21 protein-coding genes, 1 other RNA gene and 1 pseudogene are annotated in these 19,403 nt (G+C 38.1%); 16 read left to right on the top strand and 7 right to left on the bottom strand.

Features of this window, described 5'->3' with window-relative positions:
• Nucleotides 1–20: 20 nt before the first annotated feature.
• Entirely contained in the window at nucleotides 21–1,313 is a 1,293-nt protein-coding gene (gene eno / locus MHH87_RS14500) for a phosphopyruvate hydratase (protein ID WP_340749960.1), read from the top strand.
• A 696-nt stretch (nucleotides 1,314–2,009) separates the two neighbouring features.
• On the opposite strand, the gene MHH87_RS14495 is transcribed toward eno, so the two are convergent.
• Nucleotides 2,010–2,972, bottom strand: a complete 963-nt coding sequence (locus MHH87_RS14495) for a nuclease-related domain-containing protein (RefSeq protein WP_340749959.1) — start codon at nucleotides 2,970–2,972, stop codon at nucleotides 2,010–2,012.
• Nucleotides 2,973–3,142: 170 nt separating this feature from the next.
• Between MHH87_RS14495 and MHH87_RS18955 the strand changes: the two are divergent.
• Together MHH87_RS18955 and MHH87_RS14485 are read left to right on the top strand one after the other, a co-directional pair.
• A pseudogene (locus MHH87_RS18955) lies at nucleotides 3,143–3,238 on the top strand (GTP-binding protein); the annotation flags it as partial.
• Nucleotides 3,239–3,351: 113 nt separating this feature from the next.
• Complete coding sequence (locus tag MHH87_RS14485; RefSeq protein ID WP_445683102.1) at nucleotides 3,352–3,486, top strand: hypothetical protein; 135 nt, start codon at nucleotides 3,352–3,354, stop codon at nucleotides 3,484–3,486.
• Between the two features lie 239 nt (nucleotides 3,487–3,725).
• On the opposite strand, the gene MHH87_RS14480 is transcribed toward MHH87_RS14485, so the two are convergent.
• The 4 genes from MHH87_RS14480 to MHH87_RS14465 form a co-directional block, all read right to left on the bottom strand.
• On the bottom strand, nucleotides 3,726–4,271 hold the full coding sequence (locus MHH87_RS14480) for a PepSY domain-containing protein (protein ID WP_340749958.1): 546 nt from the start codon (nucleotides 4,269–4,271) through the stop codon (nucleotides 3,726–3,728).
• Between the two features lie 90 nt (nucleotides 4,272–4,361).
• Entirely contained in the window at nucleotides 4,362–4,901 is a 540-nt protein-coding gene (locus tag MHH87_RS14475) for a PepSY domain-containing protein (protein ID WP_340749957.1), read from the bottom strand.
• A complete protein-coding gene (locus MHH87_RS14470) occupies nucleotides 4,894–6,246 on the bottom strand; it encodes a sensor histidine kinase (protein ID WP_340749956.1) in 1,353 nt (450 codons plus the stop codon). Before MHH87_RS14470 ends, MHH87_RS14475 begins: the two co-directional genes overlap by 8 nt.
• Nucleotide 6,247: 1 nt before the next feature.
• Nucleotides 6,248–6,937 carry a response regulator transcription factor gene (locus tag MHH87_RS14465; protein ID WP_340749955.1) on the bottom strand — a complete coding sequence of 230 codons (690 nt, stop codon included), beginning with the start codon at nucleotides 6,935–6,937 and terminating at the stop codon, nucleotides 6,248–6,250.
• 152 nt (nucleotides 6,938–7,089) lie between these two features.
• Between MHH87_RS14465 and MHH87_RS14460 the strand changes: the two genes are divergently transcribed.
• From MHH87_RS14460 to ssrA, 8 genes are all read left to right on the top strand, one after another.
• The gene (locus tag MHH87_RS14460; protein ID WP_340749954.1) at nucleotides 7,090–8,475 is read left to right on the top strand and encodes a DHA2 family efflux MFS transporter permease subunit; all 1,386 of its coding nucleotides are present in this window, start codon (nucleotides 7,090–7,092) and stop codon (nucleotides 8,473–8,475) included.
• A gap of 343 nt (nucleotides 8,476–8,818) precedes the next feature.
• The gene (gene secG, locus MHH87_RS14455) at nucleotides 8,819–9,046 is read left to right on the top strand and encodes a preprotein translocase subunit SecG (protein WP_340749953.1); all 228 of its coding nucleotides are present in this window, start codon (nucleotides 8,819–8,821) and stop codon (nucleotides 9,044–9,046) included.
• Nucleotides 9,047–9,224: 178 nt separating this feature from the next.
• Nucleotides 9,225–9,971 carry an alpha/beta hydrolase gene (locus MHH87_RS14450; RefSeq protein WP_340749952.1) on the top strand — a complete coding sequence of 249 codons (747 nt, stop codon included), beginning with the start codon at nucleotides 9,225–9,227 and terminating at the stop codon, nucleotides 9,969–9,971.
• A gap of 42 nt (nucleotides 9,972–10,013) precedes the next feature.
• Nucleotides 10,014–12,437, top strand: coding sequence for a ribonuclease R (gene rnr, locus MHH87_RS14445; RefSeq protein ID WP_340749951.1), 2,424 nt, complete (start codon nucleotides 10,014–10,016; stop codon nucleotides 12,435–12,437).
• A 50-nt stretch (nucleotides 12,438–12,487) separates the two neighbouring features.
• Nucleotides 12,488–12,952 (top strand): SsrA-binding protein SmpB, encoded by a 465-nt coding sequence (smpB, locus tag MHH87_RS14440; RefSeq protein WP_340749950.1) that lies wholly within the window; start codon nucleotides 12,488–12,490, stop codon nucleotides 12,950–12,952.
• Nucleotides 12,927–13,151, top strand: coding sequence for a hypothetical protein (locus MHH87_RS14435; RefSeq protein WP_340749949.1), 225 nt, complete (start codon nucleotides 12,927–12,929; stop codon nucleotides 13,149–13,151). The genes smpB and MHH87_RS14435 overlap by 26 nt, the downstream gene beginning before the upstream one ends.
• Nucleotides 13,152–13,179: 28 nt before the next feature.
• Nucleotides 13,180–13,509, top strand: a complete 330-nt coding sequence (locus MHH87_RS14430) for a DHCW motif cupin fold protein (RefSeq protein ID WP_340749948.1) — start codon at nucleotides 13,180–13,182, stop codon at nucleotides 13,507–13,509.
• A gap of 344 nt (nucleotides 13,510–13,853) precedes the next feature.
• Nucleotides 13,854–14,209, top strand: a transfer-messenger RNA (tmRNA) gene (gene ssrA / locus MHH87_RS14425).
• A 157-nt stretch (nucleotides 14,210–14,366) separates the two neighbouring features.
• Here ssrA and MHH87_RS14420 read toward each other — a convergent pair.
• Entirely contained in the window at nucleotides 14,367–14,867 is a 501-nt protein-coding gene (locus MHH87_RS14420) for a tyrosine-type recombinase/integrase (RefSeq protein ID WP_340751010.1), read from the bottom strand.
• Nucleotides 14,868–14,873: 6 nt separating this feature from the next.
• Nucleotides 14,874–15,623, bottom strand: a complete 750-nt coding sequence (locus tag MHH87_RS14415) for a tyrosine-type recombinase/integrase (protein ID WP_340749947.1) — start codon at nucleotides 15,621–15,623, stop codon at nucleotides 14,874–14,876.
• 195 nt (nucleotides 15,624–15,818) lie between these two features.
• Between MHH87_RS14415 and MHH87_RS14410 the strand changes: the two genes are divergently transcribed.
• The 5 genes from MHH87_RS14410 to MHH87_RS14390 all read left to right on the top strand — a co-directional run bounded on the left by MHH87_RS14410 (nucleotide 15,819) and on the right by MHH87_RS14390 (nucleotide 19,121).
• Entirely contained in the window at nucleotides 15,819–16,664 is an 846-nt protein-coding gene (locus MHH87_RS14410; protein ID WP_340749946.1) for a hypothetical protein, read from the top strand.
• A gap of 63 nt (nucleotides 16,665–16,727) precedes the next feature.
• Nucleotides 16,728–17,291: a hypothetical protein gene (locus MHH87_RS14405; RefSeq protein WP_340749945.1), complete on the top strand. Its 564-nt coding sequence runs from the start codon at nucleotides 16,728–16,730 to the stop codon at nucleotides 17,289–17,291.
• A 93-nt stretch (nucleotides 17,292–17,384) separates the two neighbouring features.
• A complete protein-coding gene (locus tag MHH87_RS14400) occupies nucleotides 17,385–17,792 on the top strand; it encodes a hypothetical protein (RefSeq protein ID WP_340749944.1) in 408 nt (135 codons plus the stop codon).
• Between the two features lie 21 nt (nucleotides 17,793–17,813).
• Complete coding sequence (locus MHH87_RS14395) at nucleotides 17,814–17,939, top strand: hypothetical protein (protein WP_263618316.1); 126 nt, start codon at nucleotides 17,814–17,816, stop codon at nucleotides 17,937–17,939.
• 204 nt (nucleotides 17,940–18,143) lie between these two features.
• Nucleotides 18,144–19,121 carry a hypothetical protein gene (locus MHH87_RS14390; RefSeq protein ID WP_340749943.1) on the top strand — a complete coding sequence of 326 codons (978 nt, stop codon included), beginning with the start codon at nucleotides 18,144–18,146 and terminating at the stop codon, nucleotides 19,119–19,121.
• Nucleotides 19,122–19,403 lie beyond the last annotated feature (282 nt).

Below are 19,403 nucleotides of genomic sequence, written 5' to 3'. Positions count from 1 at the left end.
AAAATAGAGGAGAATTAATTATGCCAATTATTACAGAAGTTTATGCTCGCGAAGTATTAGATTCACGAGGAAACCCAACAGTAGAAGTAGAAGTATTTACAGAGTCAGGCGCATTCGGACGCGCAATCGTGCCATCTGGTGCATCAACTGGTGAATATGAAGCAGTTGAACTACGCGATGGTGATAGCTCTCGTTACTTAGGTAAAGGTGTATTAAAAGCAGTTGACAACGTAAACACACAAATCGCGGATCAATTAGTAGAGAATTTCTCAGTTCTTGATCAAGTAGTAATTGACCAAATGTTAATCGAGCTTGATGGAACAGAAAATAAAGGGAACTTCGGTGCAAACGCAATTTTAGGCGTTTCTATGGCTGTAGCACACGCAGCTGCGGACTTCTTAAAAGTGCCTTTATACCAGTATCTTGGTGGCTTTAACTCGAAACAATTACCAGTACCAATGATGAACATCATTAATGGTGGTGAGCATGCAGATAATAACGTGGACGTTCAAGAATTCATGATTATGCCTGTTGGTGCTGAAAACTTTAAGCATGCATTACGCATGGGTGCTGAAATCTTCCATCATTTAAAAGCAGTATTAAAAGCGAAAGGCTACAACACTGCAGTAGGTGACGAAGGTGGTTTCGCACCAAACCTTGGTTCAAATGAAGAAGCCATTACAGTGATTTTAGAAGCAATCGAAAAAGCTGGCTACAAACCAGGTGAAGAAGTTCAACTTGCAATGGACGTAGCATCTTCTGAGTTATTTAACAAAGAAGACGGCAAATACCATTTATCAGGTGAAGGTGTTGTGAAAACTTCTGAAGAAATGGTTGCTTGGTACGAGGAACTAACTTCTAAATATCCAATCATCTCAATCGAAGACGGCTTAGACGAAAATGACTGGGCTGGTCACAAATTACTTACTGAGCGCATCGGTAACCGCGTACAATTAGTTGGTGACGATCTATTCGTGACAAACACGAAAAAATTAGCGCGCGGTATTGAAGAAGGCGTTGGTAACTCAATCCTTATCAAAGTAAACCAAATCGGTACATTAACTGAAACCTTCGAAGCGATCGAAATGGCAAAACGCGCAGGCTATACTGCAGTAATCTCTCATCGTTCTGGTGAATCAGAGGACGCAACAATTGCAGACATCGCAGTAGCAACAAACGCTGGCCAAATTAAAACAGGTGCTCCTTCACGTACAGACCGCGTAGCAAAATACAACCAACTTCTTCGCATTGAAGATCAACTTGGTGTCACTGCAAAATACGACGGCTTAAATTCTTTCTATAACTTGAAATAATATTTACTATGACCGGGTCTCTTTAAGAGGCTCGGTTTTCTTTTGAGTAATGGCCAGTCTTGTTTAGCTAGTAGACAGAGTTGTGGCGTTAATAGACAACCTTGCGTAGTTAATAGACAGTCCGCGGGCAATAATAGCCACTCTCGCGTAGTTAATAGCCAAACTCCGGCTACTAATAGACAGTATCGTGGCGTTAATAGACAACCTTGCGTAGTTAATAGACAGTCCGCGGGCAATAATAGCCACTCGCGGCGAAGTAATAGCCAAACTCTGGCTACTAATAGACAGTTGCAGATATAATAGACAATCTTGCGTAGTTAATAGCCAGTCCGCGGGCAATAATAGCCACTCGCGGCGAAGTAATAGCCAAACTCCAGCTACTAATAGACAGCTGCAGAAATAATAGCCAGTATCGCGGTGTTAATAGACAATCTGCCGGCAATAATAGCCAGTCGCGGCCAAGTAATAGCCAAACTCCGGCTACAAATAGATAGCGGCAGATATAATAGACAACCTTGCGTAGTTAATAGCCAGTCCGCGGGCAATAATAGCTGCCCGCAGACCAGTAATAGACAAGCTCACCCCCATAATCGCCAGCGCAAAATTTAATTGCCAATATCTATTAGTTAATAGACATCTGCCCCCTGATTATGGACAAACCCCACCTCTTTATCTCCAATCCAACGCGTCATTATTCTATTCTTCAAACACTTCTTCAGGGATAATATAATATCTTCCTCGTTTTTCCCCGACTTTCTCAAATCCGAGCCGCATTAAGATTTTTGAAGCAATCTGGATGGATTCAATGCCAACAAAATCCCTAAACTCTTTGTTCGTAATGCGCTCACTAATTAACAACCGGTAGTCATGCATCGCTTGCCGGACCGCTCTTTTATTTCGCACAGAGCATTTCGTGCAGCACCAAGACCCGTATTGATAACGCATCAACTCTTTAAAATCGCAATGCGCACAAAGGACACCTTTTCTAATTCTACTAGCATCAACGGGGCGATTTGGAGCTGACCGTTGCACACTTGCTAATAAGCGCCGCGCAACTTTTTCAAGCATTTCACTATTCAAAGAAGCTTGCGGATATTTTTGAAATAGCCTATTTATAAATAGCCGTAAGCCGCTCAAATGAAAAATCGGATAATTTTTCAACGAATTATCTAGCACCGCATTTTGATTAGCAATGACGACTACATATTTAATCGGCACATGCACATTCCATTGCTTTAACAATTGCTGCAAAAAGAGCTGGTGACGATAAGCTTGGTCGAAGGGATTTAAAAAATTTTCGGCAGTGCCATCTAAGCGTACTCGTGTAAATTCATGGAATTCCGGTTTGAAAAGGAGTGTCCCCGTTATATTTTTTATTTCGAGGATTAATAAAAAATTTGGCGTAAGAAGGATTGAATCGATTTGATGGGGAAATGTCTGATGATTCAACAGCTCAACATTTTGTAAAAGAAAATGCTTGCCGGGAATTGAAAAATCTAGCAATTCACGATCAACGCGCTGTTCACCTGATAAGCCAGCTTCAAATTTCATTAATTGTTGTTGAAATGTACTGTAATCATGTTCCAAATCGTATAAGCGTCGAAGCAAGGCTTGTAAATATATATGTTGAATGGATTTCTTCCGATTTAGTAATAACAAATGATCACCTCCTCGTTTCAATGATAATTTCAATTAATAGAAAATTCAATCTAATTAATAAGTAAAACGTAAACATTACTATTTGTGTTGATTTTTATTTTGTGGAGTGCTATATTTATCTCGATTGATTTTAAAACGTAATTATTACTATTTAGAAAAAGGTGAGATAGATGAAAAAGATTCCGGTGACAGTATTAAGTGGTTATTTAGGAGCAGGGAAGACGACGATTTTAAACGCATTACTATCAAATCGCGAAGGAAGAAAATCAGCATAAATTACAAATAGTTGTATCTGTTGTACGCTACAAGAACTTAATAATCGACGTTGAAAAACTAATGGAGTTGGGTTACTAAAGTAGGCGATCGCCAATCAGAGCTAGTGTTTATCGGCATGGATATGGATCAGGAAGAAATTGAAGTCGTACTGGATACATGCTTATTAACAGAACAGGAAATGCAGCAGGACTGGAAGACATTTGTAGATCCGCTTCCGAAATTTGTTGTTGCGTCATAAGTGATTAAGTTTCCTTACAATTTCTTATAAATAACAAAAAGAAGAGCAAATCCAAATGATGTGGATTTGCTTTTTTAGTGGATAAGAAAGTATAACTTTGTAGTCATGCCTAGGTATTCGCGCCGCACGCTTGAGGTCGCGGTCTGCTCTCGGGCGAAAGTGGTGGAGCGTTTACTTTCGCTTCGGACTCTCCAGCGCTTGTCGGGTGCAAACGGGAGCGAATGTGCTCTTCTTAATTGTTAGTCATTATCGTCATCCGTATCTTCTTCGTAGCTTAAAATAGCACCTGTAATTGCATCGATATCAAAGTCGTACTCTTTTTGACCGTTGCGGATTTCAATTTCGTAAATTTGTACGCCGTCTTCTGTATCAAGCTCGGCTTTTACAACTGTGCCACTTGCTTTTGCTTGGGCAATTGCAATCGCTTCCGCTTCTGTTAAGAGCTTTGCATTTTGAGCTTTTGTAGTTGATGAAGAGTTTGTTGTTTTTGCTGCTTTCAAAGCTTTGCGTTCAGTAATCGTTGCTGTACCATCTTGTGCGTTTACCTTGATTTCTACTTTTTCAGTATCATTTTTAATTTCGACTTCGTAATGAGGAACAGCATCATCGCCATCAAATTCGAAGTCAGAAATTTTCCCGTCGAATTGCTTTAAGGCAATTTTTTTCGCTTCTGCTGCCGAGATTGTTGTAGCTTTTTCTGCCGAGCCTAAAATGTCTGTCTGAGCGAATGCATATCCACCAAGAATACCAATGAATACTGTTGCAATGACTAACCATTTTTTCATTTTTCATTCCTCCAATGTGTTGTTGATAATTTTATTGTAAGGGAAGTAAATGAAATAACACTGAGAGAAACATTAGAAAACGATGAGAATTTAGTCATCAAATGTGACCGATAGAACTTTCCCTGTGATCGAGTGGATTTGAAGGGTTGCTTCCTCATCCTCGCCATCCACCTCAACTAAGTAATAGCCGCCATCTGCTGTATCGTAGTAATCGATGCTTTCGACCTTCCCTGTAAGCTGCTTTAAAGCAATTTGTTGCACCTGTTGCGCGGTTAAATGGACAGGTATAGGTGTGACAGGTGGTTTTTCAACAGGCTTTTCAGTTGTTGGCTGTTGTGTAGTTTGATCGAGTTGCTCAAAAACAAGCTTTAAATTAGAAAATGCTCCGCTTTGACGATCCACGACGACTTCATAAACAACCGAATTCTTTAAGAAGGAGACGATATAGGCATCGTTTTGATGAACAATTGTCTCGACGTTCCCAGCATACAAAAGCTCGACGCGAGATGAGATTTCCTGCTGTGTAAAAGGAGTATCCTTTGTGATGTCATTGAAGCTTGTAAATAATAAGTAGCTCGCCAGAATGACAACGAAAAATAGCGCAATGATCCGTAAATACATTTTAGTCATGTACGCCACCTTCTTTCGGTAAGGTAAGTAAAATCGTTGTCCCTACGCCTTCTGCACTTTCAATGTCAATATGAGCAGATAAGCTTTCTGTGAGCTGTTTTGCGATCGCTAGACCAAGACCTGTGCCTCCTGTTTTACGATTGCGGTCCTCACCGACACGATAAAAACGGTCAAATAGATGAGGGAGATCATCTTTCGGAATGCCGATGCCTTTATCTTGAATGGAAATTTGGACAGTAGTAGTGGTAGTGACGTGCACACATATATCGTCATCACTATACTTGCGTGCATTATCTAAAAAAATGAAAAGCAACTGCTTTAGCTTTTCTTCATCAGAAATAATCGTGGCACCATTTCCTAAAATAATAATGGTTGTGCCATAAGCTTGCTTCATTTGAGTAGCAATATGTGTGAGCAGGTGCAGGATATTTACTTCAGCCCAGTCCATTTTTAGTTTTTCATTTGCTTTGGAAAGTTGCAACATTTGTTCAATCAACGCTTTCATAGTAGCGGTTTCTTTTGTAATGGCATGGACAGCTTCCTGTGCAACTTGGACATTTTCAAAGCCTCGACGTTCCAGTAATTTTGCATAACTTTCGATGACCGTGAGTGGCGTTTTTAATTCGTGCGAGGCATTGCCGACAAATTGTTGCTGCTTTGCATAGTTGTTTTCTAAATGCACCATTAACGCGTTATACGTGTCCGTCATTTGTGCAATTTCATCTTTTGACTGCTTTTTTATGTCAATTTGTTCGTAGCTTCCATTCGAAATGTTTTTTTGCATTGTTGAAGTAAGCCTTTGAATGGGCGTTAAAATAAGTTTGGCTAACACCGAACTCGAGAAATAAATAGGTATAAACGCCATTAATGTAATGACAATTAATATCCAACGAAGTAACTCCATATTGTTTGCAACATCTGGAAGTGGTTGAACGAGCTGTGCTGCTGCAACTTCATTGTTTGGCCAAATGATGGGAATTTGCATCGCGATGACCGGAATACCTTGCCAATGCGATATTGTATAGCCATCAGGAGAGTTCAGTATGACAGGGATTTTTTCAACAGTAGACGTCGCCTGCATCGTGATTAAACTGTTGTTGTTATTATTTACGACACGCAATAATCCGTTCGAAGGAATATAAGCCCGAAAAACTGTTTCAATACCTTCCGTCGTTTCAAGATGACTAACTGCAACGAGTAGCTCATCCGCACGGTCCTGCAGTTGGGCGTACTCGGTTTCGTATGCGAGCTTTTCATATAAAAAATAAATGCCCGTAAAGCTTGCTACTAAAATAATAAAGGTCAGTAAAGTCGAAAAAAGATTTACCTTTGTATGAAGTTTCATCTTAACTCTCCTTTAAAACATAACCGACGCCTCGCACTGTATGAATAAGTGGGGAATGTTGTGCACCAATTTTTTGACGTACATAACGAATATACACGTCGACAACATTCGTATCCCCGTAATAATCAAATCCCCATACAGCATTTAGAAGCTGCTCACGTGACTGAACATTTTTCGGATGCTTCATAAAATGTAACAGTAAATCAAACTCACGAGGTGTTAATTCAATAGAAGTGCCTCCGCGCATAACGTCTCGCGTATGTTCATTTAATGTTAAGTTAGAAAACGTATAAATAGTTGAAGGTGCAGGTGCAGGTGCATGATCTCCTTTAAATCGGAGCGCTACACGAACACGTGCAAGTAATTCCTCAAACTCAAATGGTTTTGTAATATAATCATTTGCCCCTAAATCAAGGCCCGCTACTTTATCTTTCACATCATTTTTTGCTGTTAATAAAATTACCGGAGTCATTTGTTGATCCTTTCGAATGCGCTTTAGCACCTCTAGTCCGTTCATTTCAGGTAGCATAACATCGAGTAACACTAAGTTCCATTGGTGCTCTCGGTATGCAATTAAGCCCGCAGCGCCAGTATGTGCAACACCTGTTTCGTAGCCCTCGAACTCGAGCTCTAGCTGCAAAACACGTGCAATTTGTTCTTCGTCTTCAATTATTAAAATGCGATTGGCCATAAACACACCTTCCTTAAATTGGATTTACTATTATCGTAGAGGAAAGCTCATGATAAATGCAACTATAGCTAATCCTTCAAATACGAGGTATACAAATAGTTAGGAATTTGTTAACGTGTGTAAATAGATTGTGGAATTTGAAAGGAAGTTTTATGGGAAATTTATATGAACAACGTAATAAAATTATCGTAGCCTTTTTAGTATCGGCTTTTATCGGGATTTTTAATGAAACGGCACTGAATATGGCATTCGTTGAATTAGGGAAAGATTTTGAAAAAGGAACGTCTACGATTCAATGGTTAACAACAGGATACTTATTAACGCTGGGGATTCTTGTGCCCGTATCTGCGTATTTAATGCAGCGATTCACAACGCGCCAGCTATTTACAGTATCATTAGTATTCTCGATTTTAGGAACAATTGTATCCGCGGTTTCTCCAACGTTTAGTGTGTTACTTGCAGGTCGTATCATTCAAGCGATTGGAACGGCAATTATTCTACCGGTAATGATGACCGTGATTTTACTTGTGTATCCGATTCATAAACGTGGCGCAGCGATGGGGAAAATTGGACTCGTTATTATTTTTGCGCCTGCGATTGGGCCAACTGTCGCCGGAATTGTCATGGACAGGTTAACATGGCATTGGATTTTTTGGTTTAGCCTTCCATTTTTAGTGATTGCACTGTTTATCGGACTGAAGTTCATTCAAAATGTGAGTGAAATTAAACCGATTAAATTTGATATAATTTCTTTCGTTTTATCAACAATTGGATTCGGTGGTATTGTCTATGGATTTAGTATTTCAGGAGAACTTGGAAGCTTTTTCACAAAAGAAGTTATGCTGTCTATTGGTATAGGGGCAGCAGGATTAATCATATTCTCCATCCGCCAAATTAATTTAACACAACCCATGCTAAATTTACGTGTTTTCCAGTATCCTATGTATGTGGTAGGATTACTGATTTTACTTGTCGGCATGATGACGATTTTATCAACGATGGTACTGCTGCCTATTTACTTGCAAAATGTATTATTGCTCGCGCCCGTATTTGCAGGACTTGTGCTATTACCTGGTGGGATTGTGAATGCGTTCATGTCTGTTGTAGCCGGTAATTTATTTGATAAGTTTGGACCAAAGAAAATGGTGCCAGGCGGGTTAGTTGTAGTTATCGTCAGTTTAGCGATGTTACGAACAATTGATGCGGGGACGTCACCGTATTTAATTGTGGCGCTTCATATTGCTATGTTCGTCGGTATATCGCTCGTGATGATGCCTGCGCAGACGAATGGATTAAATGAATTACCGAAAGAATTGTACCAAGATGGAACGGCCGTCATGAATACATTACAGCAAGTATCGGGTGCGATTGGAACGGCGATTGCAGTGACGATTATGTCTATCACAGCTAGTAGTTCTGTGGATCCGACTGAAGGTATGATTAGTGGTGTGCAAAACTCAATTACGTTTGGACTTATTATTGCAATCATTGCGTTAGTCATTGCGCTGTTTATAAAAAACGTGCGCGAAGAAATTTAAATTGAATGAAGGAAACTAGCTTACTTTTTTCATTGGTAAGCTAGTTTTTTTTGTAGATAAAGCCATCATCTCGTCCTATATTGGGCGAGGAGTGTCTTTCTAATAACGGTTTGCCTAATTTTTTTTACAAAAATCGGGGTAAATCATATACATTTAATAGACTTGAACACTGTGAAGAAGCCTTCAAAAAAATTATTTTGTTTCACCATGTATAACAGAACGAATAAATGGTCAGAATAAACAAAAACTTTCAGTAATCAAAAAAGAAGCACGTTGTCACCCTAGCCTATTTTTGGTATACTAGAACTTATTGTGACGTTTCGAATCTAGGAGGTGGAACAAAATGCATACTTTATTTATGACATTACTTATTATCGTAGCTTTAAGCTTAATCGTAATGGTGTTATTACAATCAGGTAAGAGTGCTGGGTTATCAGGGGCCATCTCGGGTGGAGCTGAACAACTATTTGGAAAACAGAAGGCGCGCGGCATGGATTTAGTCTTACACCGCATTACAATCGTTCTTGCTGTATTATTCTTTGTGTTAGCACTAGCTATTACAAAAATTTAATATAACGAAATTAAACGCCTAACCGAGCATGGTTGGGCTTTTTCTTTTATAATGGGATTATGTGCATATATTGGAAAGACACAGTTTGCCGCCAAAATAGGGCGAGATACTGTTCTTACTTATGTAGATTTGGAGTTGCAACTTCATATCTAACTAGAAAATAACGGAGGAAATTCAAATGCGAAAAGCACTATCAGCACCGTTTTTCTTTGAAGCTGGACAACGCGCGGTATTACTGCTGCATGGCTTTACCGGTAGCTCAGCTGACGTTCGTATGCTTGGACGTTTTTTAGAAAAGAAGGGCTACACTTCGCATGCACCCCATTACAAAGGACATGGCGTACCACCTGAGCAACTCATCAATTCGACACCTGCCGAGTGGTGGACGGATGTTGTTGCCGGATACAATATGTTAAAAGGGGCAGGTTATGAGGAAATAGCGGTCATTGGTCTTTCTTTAGGCGGTGTTTTTTCTTTGAAATTAGGTTTAGATGCACCAGTTAAAGGAATCATAACAATGTGTGCACCAATGACGATGCGCACAACGGACATTATGTTCGAGGGCGTTTTACAATATGCCAAACAATATAAAATACAAGAAGGAAAAAGTGAACAGGAAATTGAAATAGAACTAGCAGCAATTCGTAAGCAAGGCATGGCGTCCTTACCGGAGTTGCAGCAGCTCATTTCAGACGTTCGAAATTCAATTGATCTTATTTATGCACCATTATTTGTAGTGCAATCTCGAAAAGATGAAATTATTGATCCACTTTCTGCTCATACTATATACGGGCAGGTGGAATCACTGGATAAGCATATAAAATGGTTCGAGCATTCGGGGCATGTTATTACGCTCGATAAAGAAAAGGATCAACTACATGAGGACATCCATCAGTTTTTAGAAACACTGGACTGGACCGTCTAACTGTTGAAAATAGAAACTTTCTGTTCAAAGGAGGGAAAACATATGACACAAAATAACGAATTACAACAGCGTTTATTAGCGTTTATGAAAGAAGAAGAATATAAGCCACTAACGGTTGCTGAAATCGAAGAAGCATTTGAACTAGAAGAGGCAGATGACTTCCGTGAGCTTGTGAAAACACTTGTGAAAATGGAAGCGCTAGGGCATGTCGTACGCTCACGCTCAAATCGCTACGGTTTACCAGAGCGCATGAATTTACTACGTGGACGCTTTATTGGGAACGCAAAGGGCTTTGGTTTCGTTGCACCTGAAGAAGAAGGCATGGACGATGTTTTTATTCCGCCATATGAAATTAATGGGGCACTAAACGGGGATATAGTACTAATACGCGTATTAAAAGAAGCATCTGGAGAACGCCGCGAAGGTACCGTAACCAAAGTTGTCGAACGTAGTAAAACTTCATTCGTTGGGACATTCCAGGCAAATCGAGGCTTTGGCTTTGTCGTAACAGATGACAAAAAATTAAATATGGATATCTTTATCGCCAAGGAGGATGCATTAGGTGCGGTTGATGGCCATAAAGTAGTTGTAGAAGTAACGCATTGGCCAGATGAAACAAAATCTGCAACTGGCATGGTTACCAAAATTTTAGGCCATAAAAATGACCCAGGAGTGGACATTTTATCAATCCTATACAAATATGATATCCCACCCGAATTCCCGAAAGAAGTGGTGGATGCTGCTGTTGAAGTCCCGGATGAAATTAAGGAACAAGATTTAGTTGGTCGTCGTGATCTACGTAACGAAACCATCGTTACAATTGATGGCGCGGACGCAAAAGATTTAGATGATGCTGTAACGGTAACGAAAAATAGTGACGGCACGTATAAATTGGGCGTTCATATCGCAGACGTAAGCTATTATGTAACACAAGGCTCAGTACTTGATCTGGAAGCGTATGAGCGCGGGACTTCTGTGTACTTAACAGACCGCGTAATTCCGATGATCCCGCACCGCTTGTCAAATGGTATTTGTTCATTAAATCCACAGGTAGACCGTTTAACATTATCTTGTGAAATGATTATTGATGGCAGCGGTCAAGTGATTAAACACGAAATTTTCCAAAGCGTCATTAAGACGACAGAACGTATGACGTACACGGATGTATTTAAAATATTAGAGCATGCGGATGAAAACCCTGAATTAATGGAGCGCTATGCTAGCCTTGTTCCGATGTTCAAGGATATGGCAGAGCTGGCACAGGTGTTACGTGGCAAACGTATGGGGCGCGGGGCAATTGACTTTGACTTCAAGGAATCAAAAGTGCTTGTAAACGAAGAAGGTTGGCCAACAGATATCGTGCTACGTGAACGTACAGTAGCTGAGCGGTTAATTGAGGAATTCATGCTTGTGGCCAATGAAACAATTGCAGAGCATTTCCACTGGATGGAAGTACCATTCCTTTACCGTATTCACGAAGACCCGAAACCTGAGAAACTTCAACGCTTCTTCGAGTTCGTAACGAATTTTGGATTAGTTATTAAAGGTACAGGAAATTCTGTGCATCCAAAAGCATTACAAGAAATTATTAAGTCAATTGAAGGTTTACCAGAGGAGCCAGTTATTTCAACGATGCTACTTCGCTCGTTACAACAGGCGAAATATTATCCGGAATCGCTAGGTCACTTCGGTTTATCAACAGATTATTATACGCACTTTACATCACCAATCCGTCGTTACCCAGATTTAATCGTACACCGCTTAATCCGTACGTATTTAATAAACGGGGATACGTCAAAGGAAACGGTATTCCAGTGGAGTCAGGTAATGGACGAAATCGCAGACCATACTTCAAACCGAGAGCGTCGTGCCGTTGAAGCTGAGCGCGATACGGACGCACTGAAAAAAGCGCAATTCATGTTTGATAAAATTGGTGAAGAATTCCAAGGGATTGTGTCGTCTATTACAAACTTCGGTATGTTCATCGAGCTAGAAAACACTGTAGAAGGCTTAGTGCATATTAGTAATATGACGGATGATTACTACCGCTTTGATGACCGTCAAATGATTATGATCGGAGAGCGCACTGGTCGCCAGTTCCGTATTGGGGATGAAGTAACAATCCGCGTGGCAAACGTAACGATTGAGGAATCTTCCGTAGACTTTGAAATCGTCGGCATGGTGTCGTCAGGTAGTCGTCCATCCCGCAAGGTTGCACCGAAAGTAATTCATGCAGGTCGCAGCGACAAAAAGCGTGGCGAACGCACAGGTGAAAAACGAGACCGCAAAAAACGAGATGGCTCAAGTGTTGGTACTGCCCGATCAGCAGAAAAACGTGGTGAACGAGCAAGCTCAAGCGACCGCGATCCACGCGGCCGTCGCAAAGACGGGAAAGCAAGTGACAAGCCGAAATTTTTCGAAGGCGTAGCGAAAAAAGGTAAAAAGAAAAGAAATAATAAGAAATAAATGATGGTGCGGCGCCTGCCGCACCTCACCCATTGTGAGGAGTGTTACAAATGGCAAAAGGCGCAGGGAAAGTATTAGCACAAAACAAAAAAGCAGGGCATGATTACTTTATTGAAGAAACAATCGAAGCCGGCATGGTCTTAACAGGTACAGAAATCAAAGCGATTCGTGCAGGCAGAGTACAACTAAAAGATTCCTACGTGGGCATGCGCGATGGCGAAGCGTGGATTAATAATATGCATATTAGCCCGTTCGACCAAGGGAACCGTTTCAATCATGAACCACTACGTAGCCGCAAAATTCTATTACATAAAAGGCAAATTTCTGAACTCATTGGCTCAGTCAAACGAGATGGCTACACAATCGTACCGCTAAAAATGTACATTAAAGACGGTTATGCCAAACTGCTAATTGGTATTGGTAAGGGTAAAAAAGATTACGATAAACGCGATGACCTCCGCAAAAAAGAGGCGAAACGTGATATAGAACGTGCATTTAAAGGAAGAAATCAATAAGATAAGACCACTTAGTTCAAGAGGAGCTAAGTGGTTTTATTTTGGTGGTATTCGGGTAGGGTTAGTGATGGAAGGAATAAAAAGTTTTCTGATTATTACCTATTTTCACCCAACAAATATTGCTATTCCAAAAGGGAACTGTCATTCTAAACAAGAACTATTTATTATTTATACGAATGGTTTAGTAAACGAGTTTTAATATAGTTTTGGGAAAGGTGGATAAAAATATGAAGATTACCGATGTTCCGTTTTCTACAATTGACTGGAATGAAATAAGCGCTACGCAACATCCTGGAATTGAAGGGAATGCTTATTGGCGAACATTTGAGATGGGGAATATTCGAGTTAGAATGGTAGAGTATACGCCTGGATACATAGCAGACCACTGGTGTAACAAAGGCCATGTTTTATTAGTACTTGAAGGCGAACTTGATACAGAACTTTCAGATGGTCGAAAATTCAAACTTACGCCCGGAGTCAGTTATCAGGTAGCAGATGATACAAGCCCACATCGATCGTACACGAGTACCGGAGCCAAACTGTTTATTGTAGATTAACAAGATGAGGTAAATGAAAAACCTTCCCATCCACATAAGTAAGGGCATCAACTCGTCTTATTTTGGGCGAGTTGTGCTTTTTTAATGTTCATTTTTGGCATTATTCCTAATAATATTTATTAGGAAGATCGAAAGGATTACTTGCAGTTTAACCTTTTTTGACTTATACTTTGTAATACAGTTGCCAGTGAGTGTCTACTCATACGATACTCTTTACAGACTGCTTATGCAGATCTGACCGTACGATATTGAGCAATCAGTATCTACTCCTAAGTGATTTAGTTAATCCTAAATTTCACCGAATGGTTTCGAGAAGCAAGTGCTTATCGAAAACCGACTTATAGGGGGACGTTACGGATTCGACAGGGATGGTTCAAGCTCTAGTCGCGCGTCGGAGGTCTCGTCTTCGTCATCAACGGAAGTTATATAATAACTGGCAAACAACAAAACTTAGCTTTCGCAGCGTAAGCTCGTAAGCGCTCTGCCTATGCATCGCCCATGTGCATAACGTAGGGCCCAACTTTAGTGGGATACGGTCGGTGGTGCTGCTTGAGTCACCGGCAAGAGATTTCCAAGCTAGCGTGCAGGACGCCTGTTTACCGGCATAATGCCACGCGAATCGCAAATAGGTAAACTACACGCGTAGAAGCTGGAGTATTGGAGTTTCTGGACGCGGGTTCGACTCCCGCCGTCTCCATATACTGGAAATCATATGGCGTCATATAAACGCATATGAGTCCTCAAAACCCTTGTATATCAAGGGTTTTTTATTTTGTCCGCGCATAGACACTCATCTAAGCACAGTTTAAAAGTTGCCAAAATAGTTGCCAAAAAGTTGTCACGGTTTTTGACAACTTTTATTCGTTATCATCATTTTTAATAAAGCTTAAATAATTTTTTGTACTGCTCGCGAGCGATTGACGAGTCACGTGCGTATAGATCTTCATCGTTGTTTCTAAATCAGTATGGCCTAATCGCTCCATTACTTGTGCTGGGGTAAAGAAGCCAGATTCAAAAAGTAAGGAACAATGCGTATGACGCAGTCCATGGGTAGAAATTTCGCGAAGGTTATGTTTCTTCTGTACATCGCGAATCCATCTACTCGTTTTCGAGGGATGCATCAACTCATTATAGATATTTGGAAATAACAGCTGCTTGCTATCAGGTTTAACTTTCAGCCGCGCTTTTGAAAGCTCTAAACGCTGCATTTCCGCCCAATCATTTAATAAGCTAAGGGTTTCTTCATCCAAATCCACAACGCGCGGTTTTGACGTCTTTGTGTTCTTAATATGAAGCCCTCGTGTCGTCGAATAGCCTACAGCCTTATTAACCCTCAACACTGCCGCTTCGAAATTAATATCCGCCTAGGTAAGCGTAAAAAGCTCACCTTTACGTAGACCGCTATGAGCTAGCAAATGAAATGCCGTATATTTCAGCTGCGATAAATCGTTCTTGCAGCATGCTAGAAATTCCGCTAATTCCTCACGATCATAGTAGTTCTCTTTAAAAACCTCATTTTCATGCTCAAACTGATTCTTCTTTTCGGAAGGAAGCTCAATGCCTGTCATCGGATTTTTTGGAATCAGATCCATCTGTACAGCCTCTTTTAAAATACGACTGAAGTAGAAAAGAATTTTGCGACTTGATTTCAGCTTTTTTGTCAGCTTCGTCATAAGCTGCTTGCAGTCTAGGTACGTAATTGAATCGACTGGACGCGTACCGAATTCAGGCAGGATGTGATTTCTAAAATAGCCCATTGTTTTGTCGACAGTTGTTGATTCGACTTTCAGCTCGTATGCTTCCTTCCAAATCTCAAACACTTCTTGATATGTCATTGTTTTATTTGTTGAAGAAGCGAGTGCAACTTCAACTGTAGTTACTGTTTGCAAGCTCGCCGCTTCATTGCTACCGCGCACTTTCTTTTCAGGATAGATGCCAAGTGCAGCTTGAGCCTGTAATTTTTTTAGCTCTTGCTTTGCTTCTTTTGTAGATGTGAAGCCTCGTCGAGTAACGATTCGAGGTTTAGTTTCACCTTCAGGAATTCCTAAATTAACGACGAATTTATATGATGTGGTTCCATTTTTAAGTGTTTCTTTTTTGATTGTAATTGCCATGTTGTCCTCCATGTGTGCTTGTGGAGCAGTTTGGAGACTTTAAAATTATACCGTATTTAAGATAATTAATCTTATTGTAAATAAGTATTATTTTTAATATAAAATTGATTATTATGAATTTTATTTCTTTTTATTTGAGGTTAGAAATGTTTTCTTGCTATTATGTAATTACTTGAAATTTAGGAGGACTATAGGTTGAGAATATTATTACCTAATATTGTGAGTTCGATTACAAGTATTGATAGTTTTAATCAGCAAGTTTATGCATCAATTAATAAGAATTATAAAACTATAGTAATTGATGCTTCAAATTTAGCTTTTATAACACCTCTAGGTATGATTAGTTTTGTTTTAGGAATTCAAAATTTAAATAGATATATGAAAGTTTACTTAGATTTAGAACATTGTGAAATTGTTTCTTATCTTGAAAGGTTAAATTTTTTTGAATACTTACCTGAGGGTGTTTCTAGTAATTGTAGTTTAGAAGAATATAAGTCAAGAAATAGAAATGATACAAGTTCTATTTTATTAGAAATATTACCTTTGAGAAATGACGATGATTTAGAGTGTATGACAGACTCCATTTTAAAGATATTTTCAGAAAATAATTTCTCATCTAAGATTACAAATAATATTATCAACATTACAACGGAGTTAGGAACAAATATTTATAATCATAGTGGAGGAAATGGTTTTGTAACTATCCAACTTTATAAGTCTTCAAATAAAATACGTATAGGTCTTGCTGATGATGGAGTAGGTATTATTAATAGATTTAAAGTTAAGGCAGATGAAACTGATACCCAACATGATATTTTAAAAAAAGCTTTCATGGTTAATGAAAGTACAAGGGAATCGTCAGGTGGGTTAGGGTTAAATACAATGAGAAAGAATTCTTTTTCTGATAACTTTAAAGAAAGTAGAATTCTACTTAAAACAGGGAATAATATATATAATATTCTTACTAAGGATATTCAAATTTTTAAAACTACCTCCATTTATCCAGGGACTTACTATGATTTTTGTATTGAAATTGCTTGACATAAATTTGAATATGTAATAGTTTTAAATTATCGTTTTCAAATTTATAATTGAAATCAGGAGGTGATTATTATTGCTACGGTGCTTTGTCCAGAATTAATTAGTAATAAACATCTTATTAGTAGAGTTAAAGTAGCACCAATTAAGGATGAAATTTTAGATAGTATCTCTAAAGCTGATATTGGTACTATATTTTATTATGACTTTAAGGATGTACAAGCTATTAATAGTTCTGGTGTAGATGAAGTAATTAGTAAAGTAATTCGGTACTTGTGTGATTGTGAGAATGATAAATTTTTATATTTCATCAATTTGAATAATGAAGTTCATGAACACACATACAATATTGAAACCACTTTAGCTGACACAAAGTTGGCAATTGTTGAGAAGCTCTCTGATGGTAAAGCAAATTTTATAGGTGATATTTCAGGAACTCATCAAAAAATTTTAGAAAAAGTGTACTTATTAAAAAAAACTACAGCTAGAGAGGTTGCCGAACTTTTAAACAAGCAACCAAATTTAATGAGTACTCATTTAAACTCGCTATATAAACAAAGACTAATTAGAAGAGTAGAGGAGCCACTTATAGAGGGTGGTAGACAATATATATACCAAAGTATTTTTTAAGGAAGGAAACTTCCTTAAAAAAATAAATGGTTTTCAAAAAAAAAATTGAAAACCAAAGAGTGGGAACATAAATTTTTGAAAGGAGGTGGTAAAGTGAGTATAAATGTTAAATCATATTTTGCTTTGGCGCTGGTATTGCTAGGCTTATTGATAATTTTTATATCTAATAGTTATTTTGTAGATGTACATGTAGAAAATATTGATAAAGCTATAGAAATTTTATTTAGTTCAAATGCTAATAGTTTATTGATTTTTGGTATTTTATCTATAACTGGGATTACTTTACAAATGTCAGCATCGTTGGTTATGTTGAAAATTACATGGGAGTCAATTAAATACACTTATTATGAATATAGTGTAGGTATTCATATTATTTTATCAGTTATAATATTGGGAATATCAATAGCAACTATACTTTATGCACTTAAGGCCGTTATAGGTGTATTTTTAATCGCGGTTATAGTATTTGGATTGTTATTCTTAGATGATAAAAGAAAATAAACTTATAAAGGGGGCTTGAAGATGGCAAAGCATTCAGGAGGAAAAGTTGGAAAAGCAGGTAAAACATTAAGTAGTAAGGGCAGTTCTAAGAAGGAAAAAAGTAAAGCTGCAAAAATATTGAAAAAGCATCAAGATGAAAAACATTGAAAGTATAAAGGCGGCAACCAGTTATACTTTCAATGACAAGTAATTGAACTTTAATTAACGGCAATTAATTAAAATTAAATACTCTAGGTCTTCGTTGACTACAGCATTATTTTATATTTCTTTTAAAATAAAATCAATGTAGTACTTAGAGTATTATCTTATAAAAAATTTAATAACAAAAGAAAAGTATAAGGCGGTAAGATAATGCGATTTTCTAAGTATTTTAAACTAAAAGAATATTCTCAGAAAGATTTCGAATTTATAGATATTAGAATCGATTGGGATAATAAATTATTTATTGACCCAACACGTATTGAAGCTGAAAATGACGAATTAGCTATTGAATGTGATCAAATAATTTTAGACTTTTTTAACACGGTATTAGATTTGTATGAGAATAAGCAAATTGAAGAAGCAAGAAGCAACTTAGTTTATTCGGGCGAATCAAATGAAATTTATTTGGGATATACGGAAGGCTTTCCACAAGGAACTGGAAATAGTGAAGAAGAGTTAAATGAAATTTTTAATTTTATTCATATAAAAGAATTAATTTCAAAAGGTTTAATTGGACGAATCGAAGACTTACATGTCTTTATAGACAAATTTGGCTGTGATAAAATGTCAGATTTAATCGCAAGCCTAATAAAAAAGAAGCTTGTAGAATTTACTATACAACAATGTGAAATATATAACATTAAAAGAGATTTTAAATTAGAAAGAAAATTTTGGAACCATATGAATAATAAATGGGAAGAGTTTGTTGAATATGTTCCAAGTATTAAAGGTGTAGGTAAAAGAGATTTTCCAATTGTTCTAGTACCAAAAAAATTTGTTGTAAGTAGTTATCTATATGATGCTGAAAAATATTGGGAGAAAATTGTAAGTATTAGAAGACAAGAGTACCACAGACAAGAGCAAACACTTTTATATCTTAATAAGGCTAATAATAGAGGCCAATTGAATAAAAAAGAAATTTGGGATTATGAGTCAAAAGGTAGAAGTTTGAAAGAGTACCTTATTGATTACACAGAAAATGATTTAACAGCAATAGATAGTTTTAGAGAGGGTATAAAAAACACACAGAGGTCTAATGAGAACAATGCTTTATCTGATGAAGATATCGATCAAATTATAAATGATTCAATGAATGAGCAGTCAATTGATAAAGAAATTAGAGGTTAATTAGAAACAAAAGAAAGCTACCGATAAAAATTTTGTTTATCGGTAGTTTTTGTGCCTAATTTTACAGTACTTAATAGAGTTTATTGGTAGAGATATGGATCTACGTCAAGTTTTTGGACACATTCTGCCTAAGTTTTTTCTTGGGCAACATCCGGACTGGATTGTTCCACATCCCAAGTAGCCCGTCAAAGTGAAAAGAGCCTTTGACCGCCTACTTGGGATGTAGCGCGAAAAAGATACGGATGTTGCCAGACAAAAATGTGGGGGTGGGGATTTGCATCA

Origin of the sequence: Solibacillus sp. FSL H8-0538 (assembly GCF_038003525.1) — a bacterium.
GTDB lineage: Bacteria > Bacillota > Bacilli > Bacillales_A > Planococcaceae > JBBOPI01.
The sequence above is the reverse complement of the archived record's forward strand: the minus strand, read 5'-3'. Positions and strand labels throughout refer to the sequence as shown.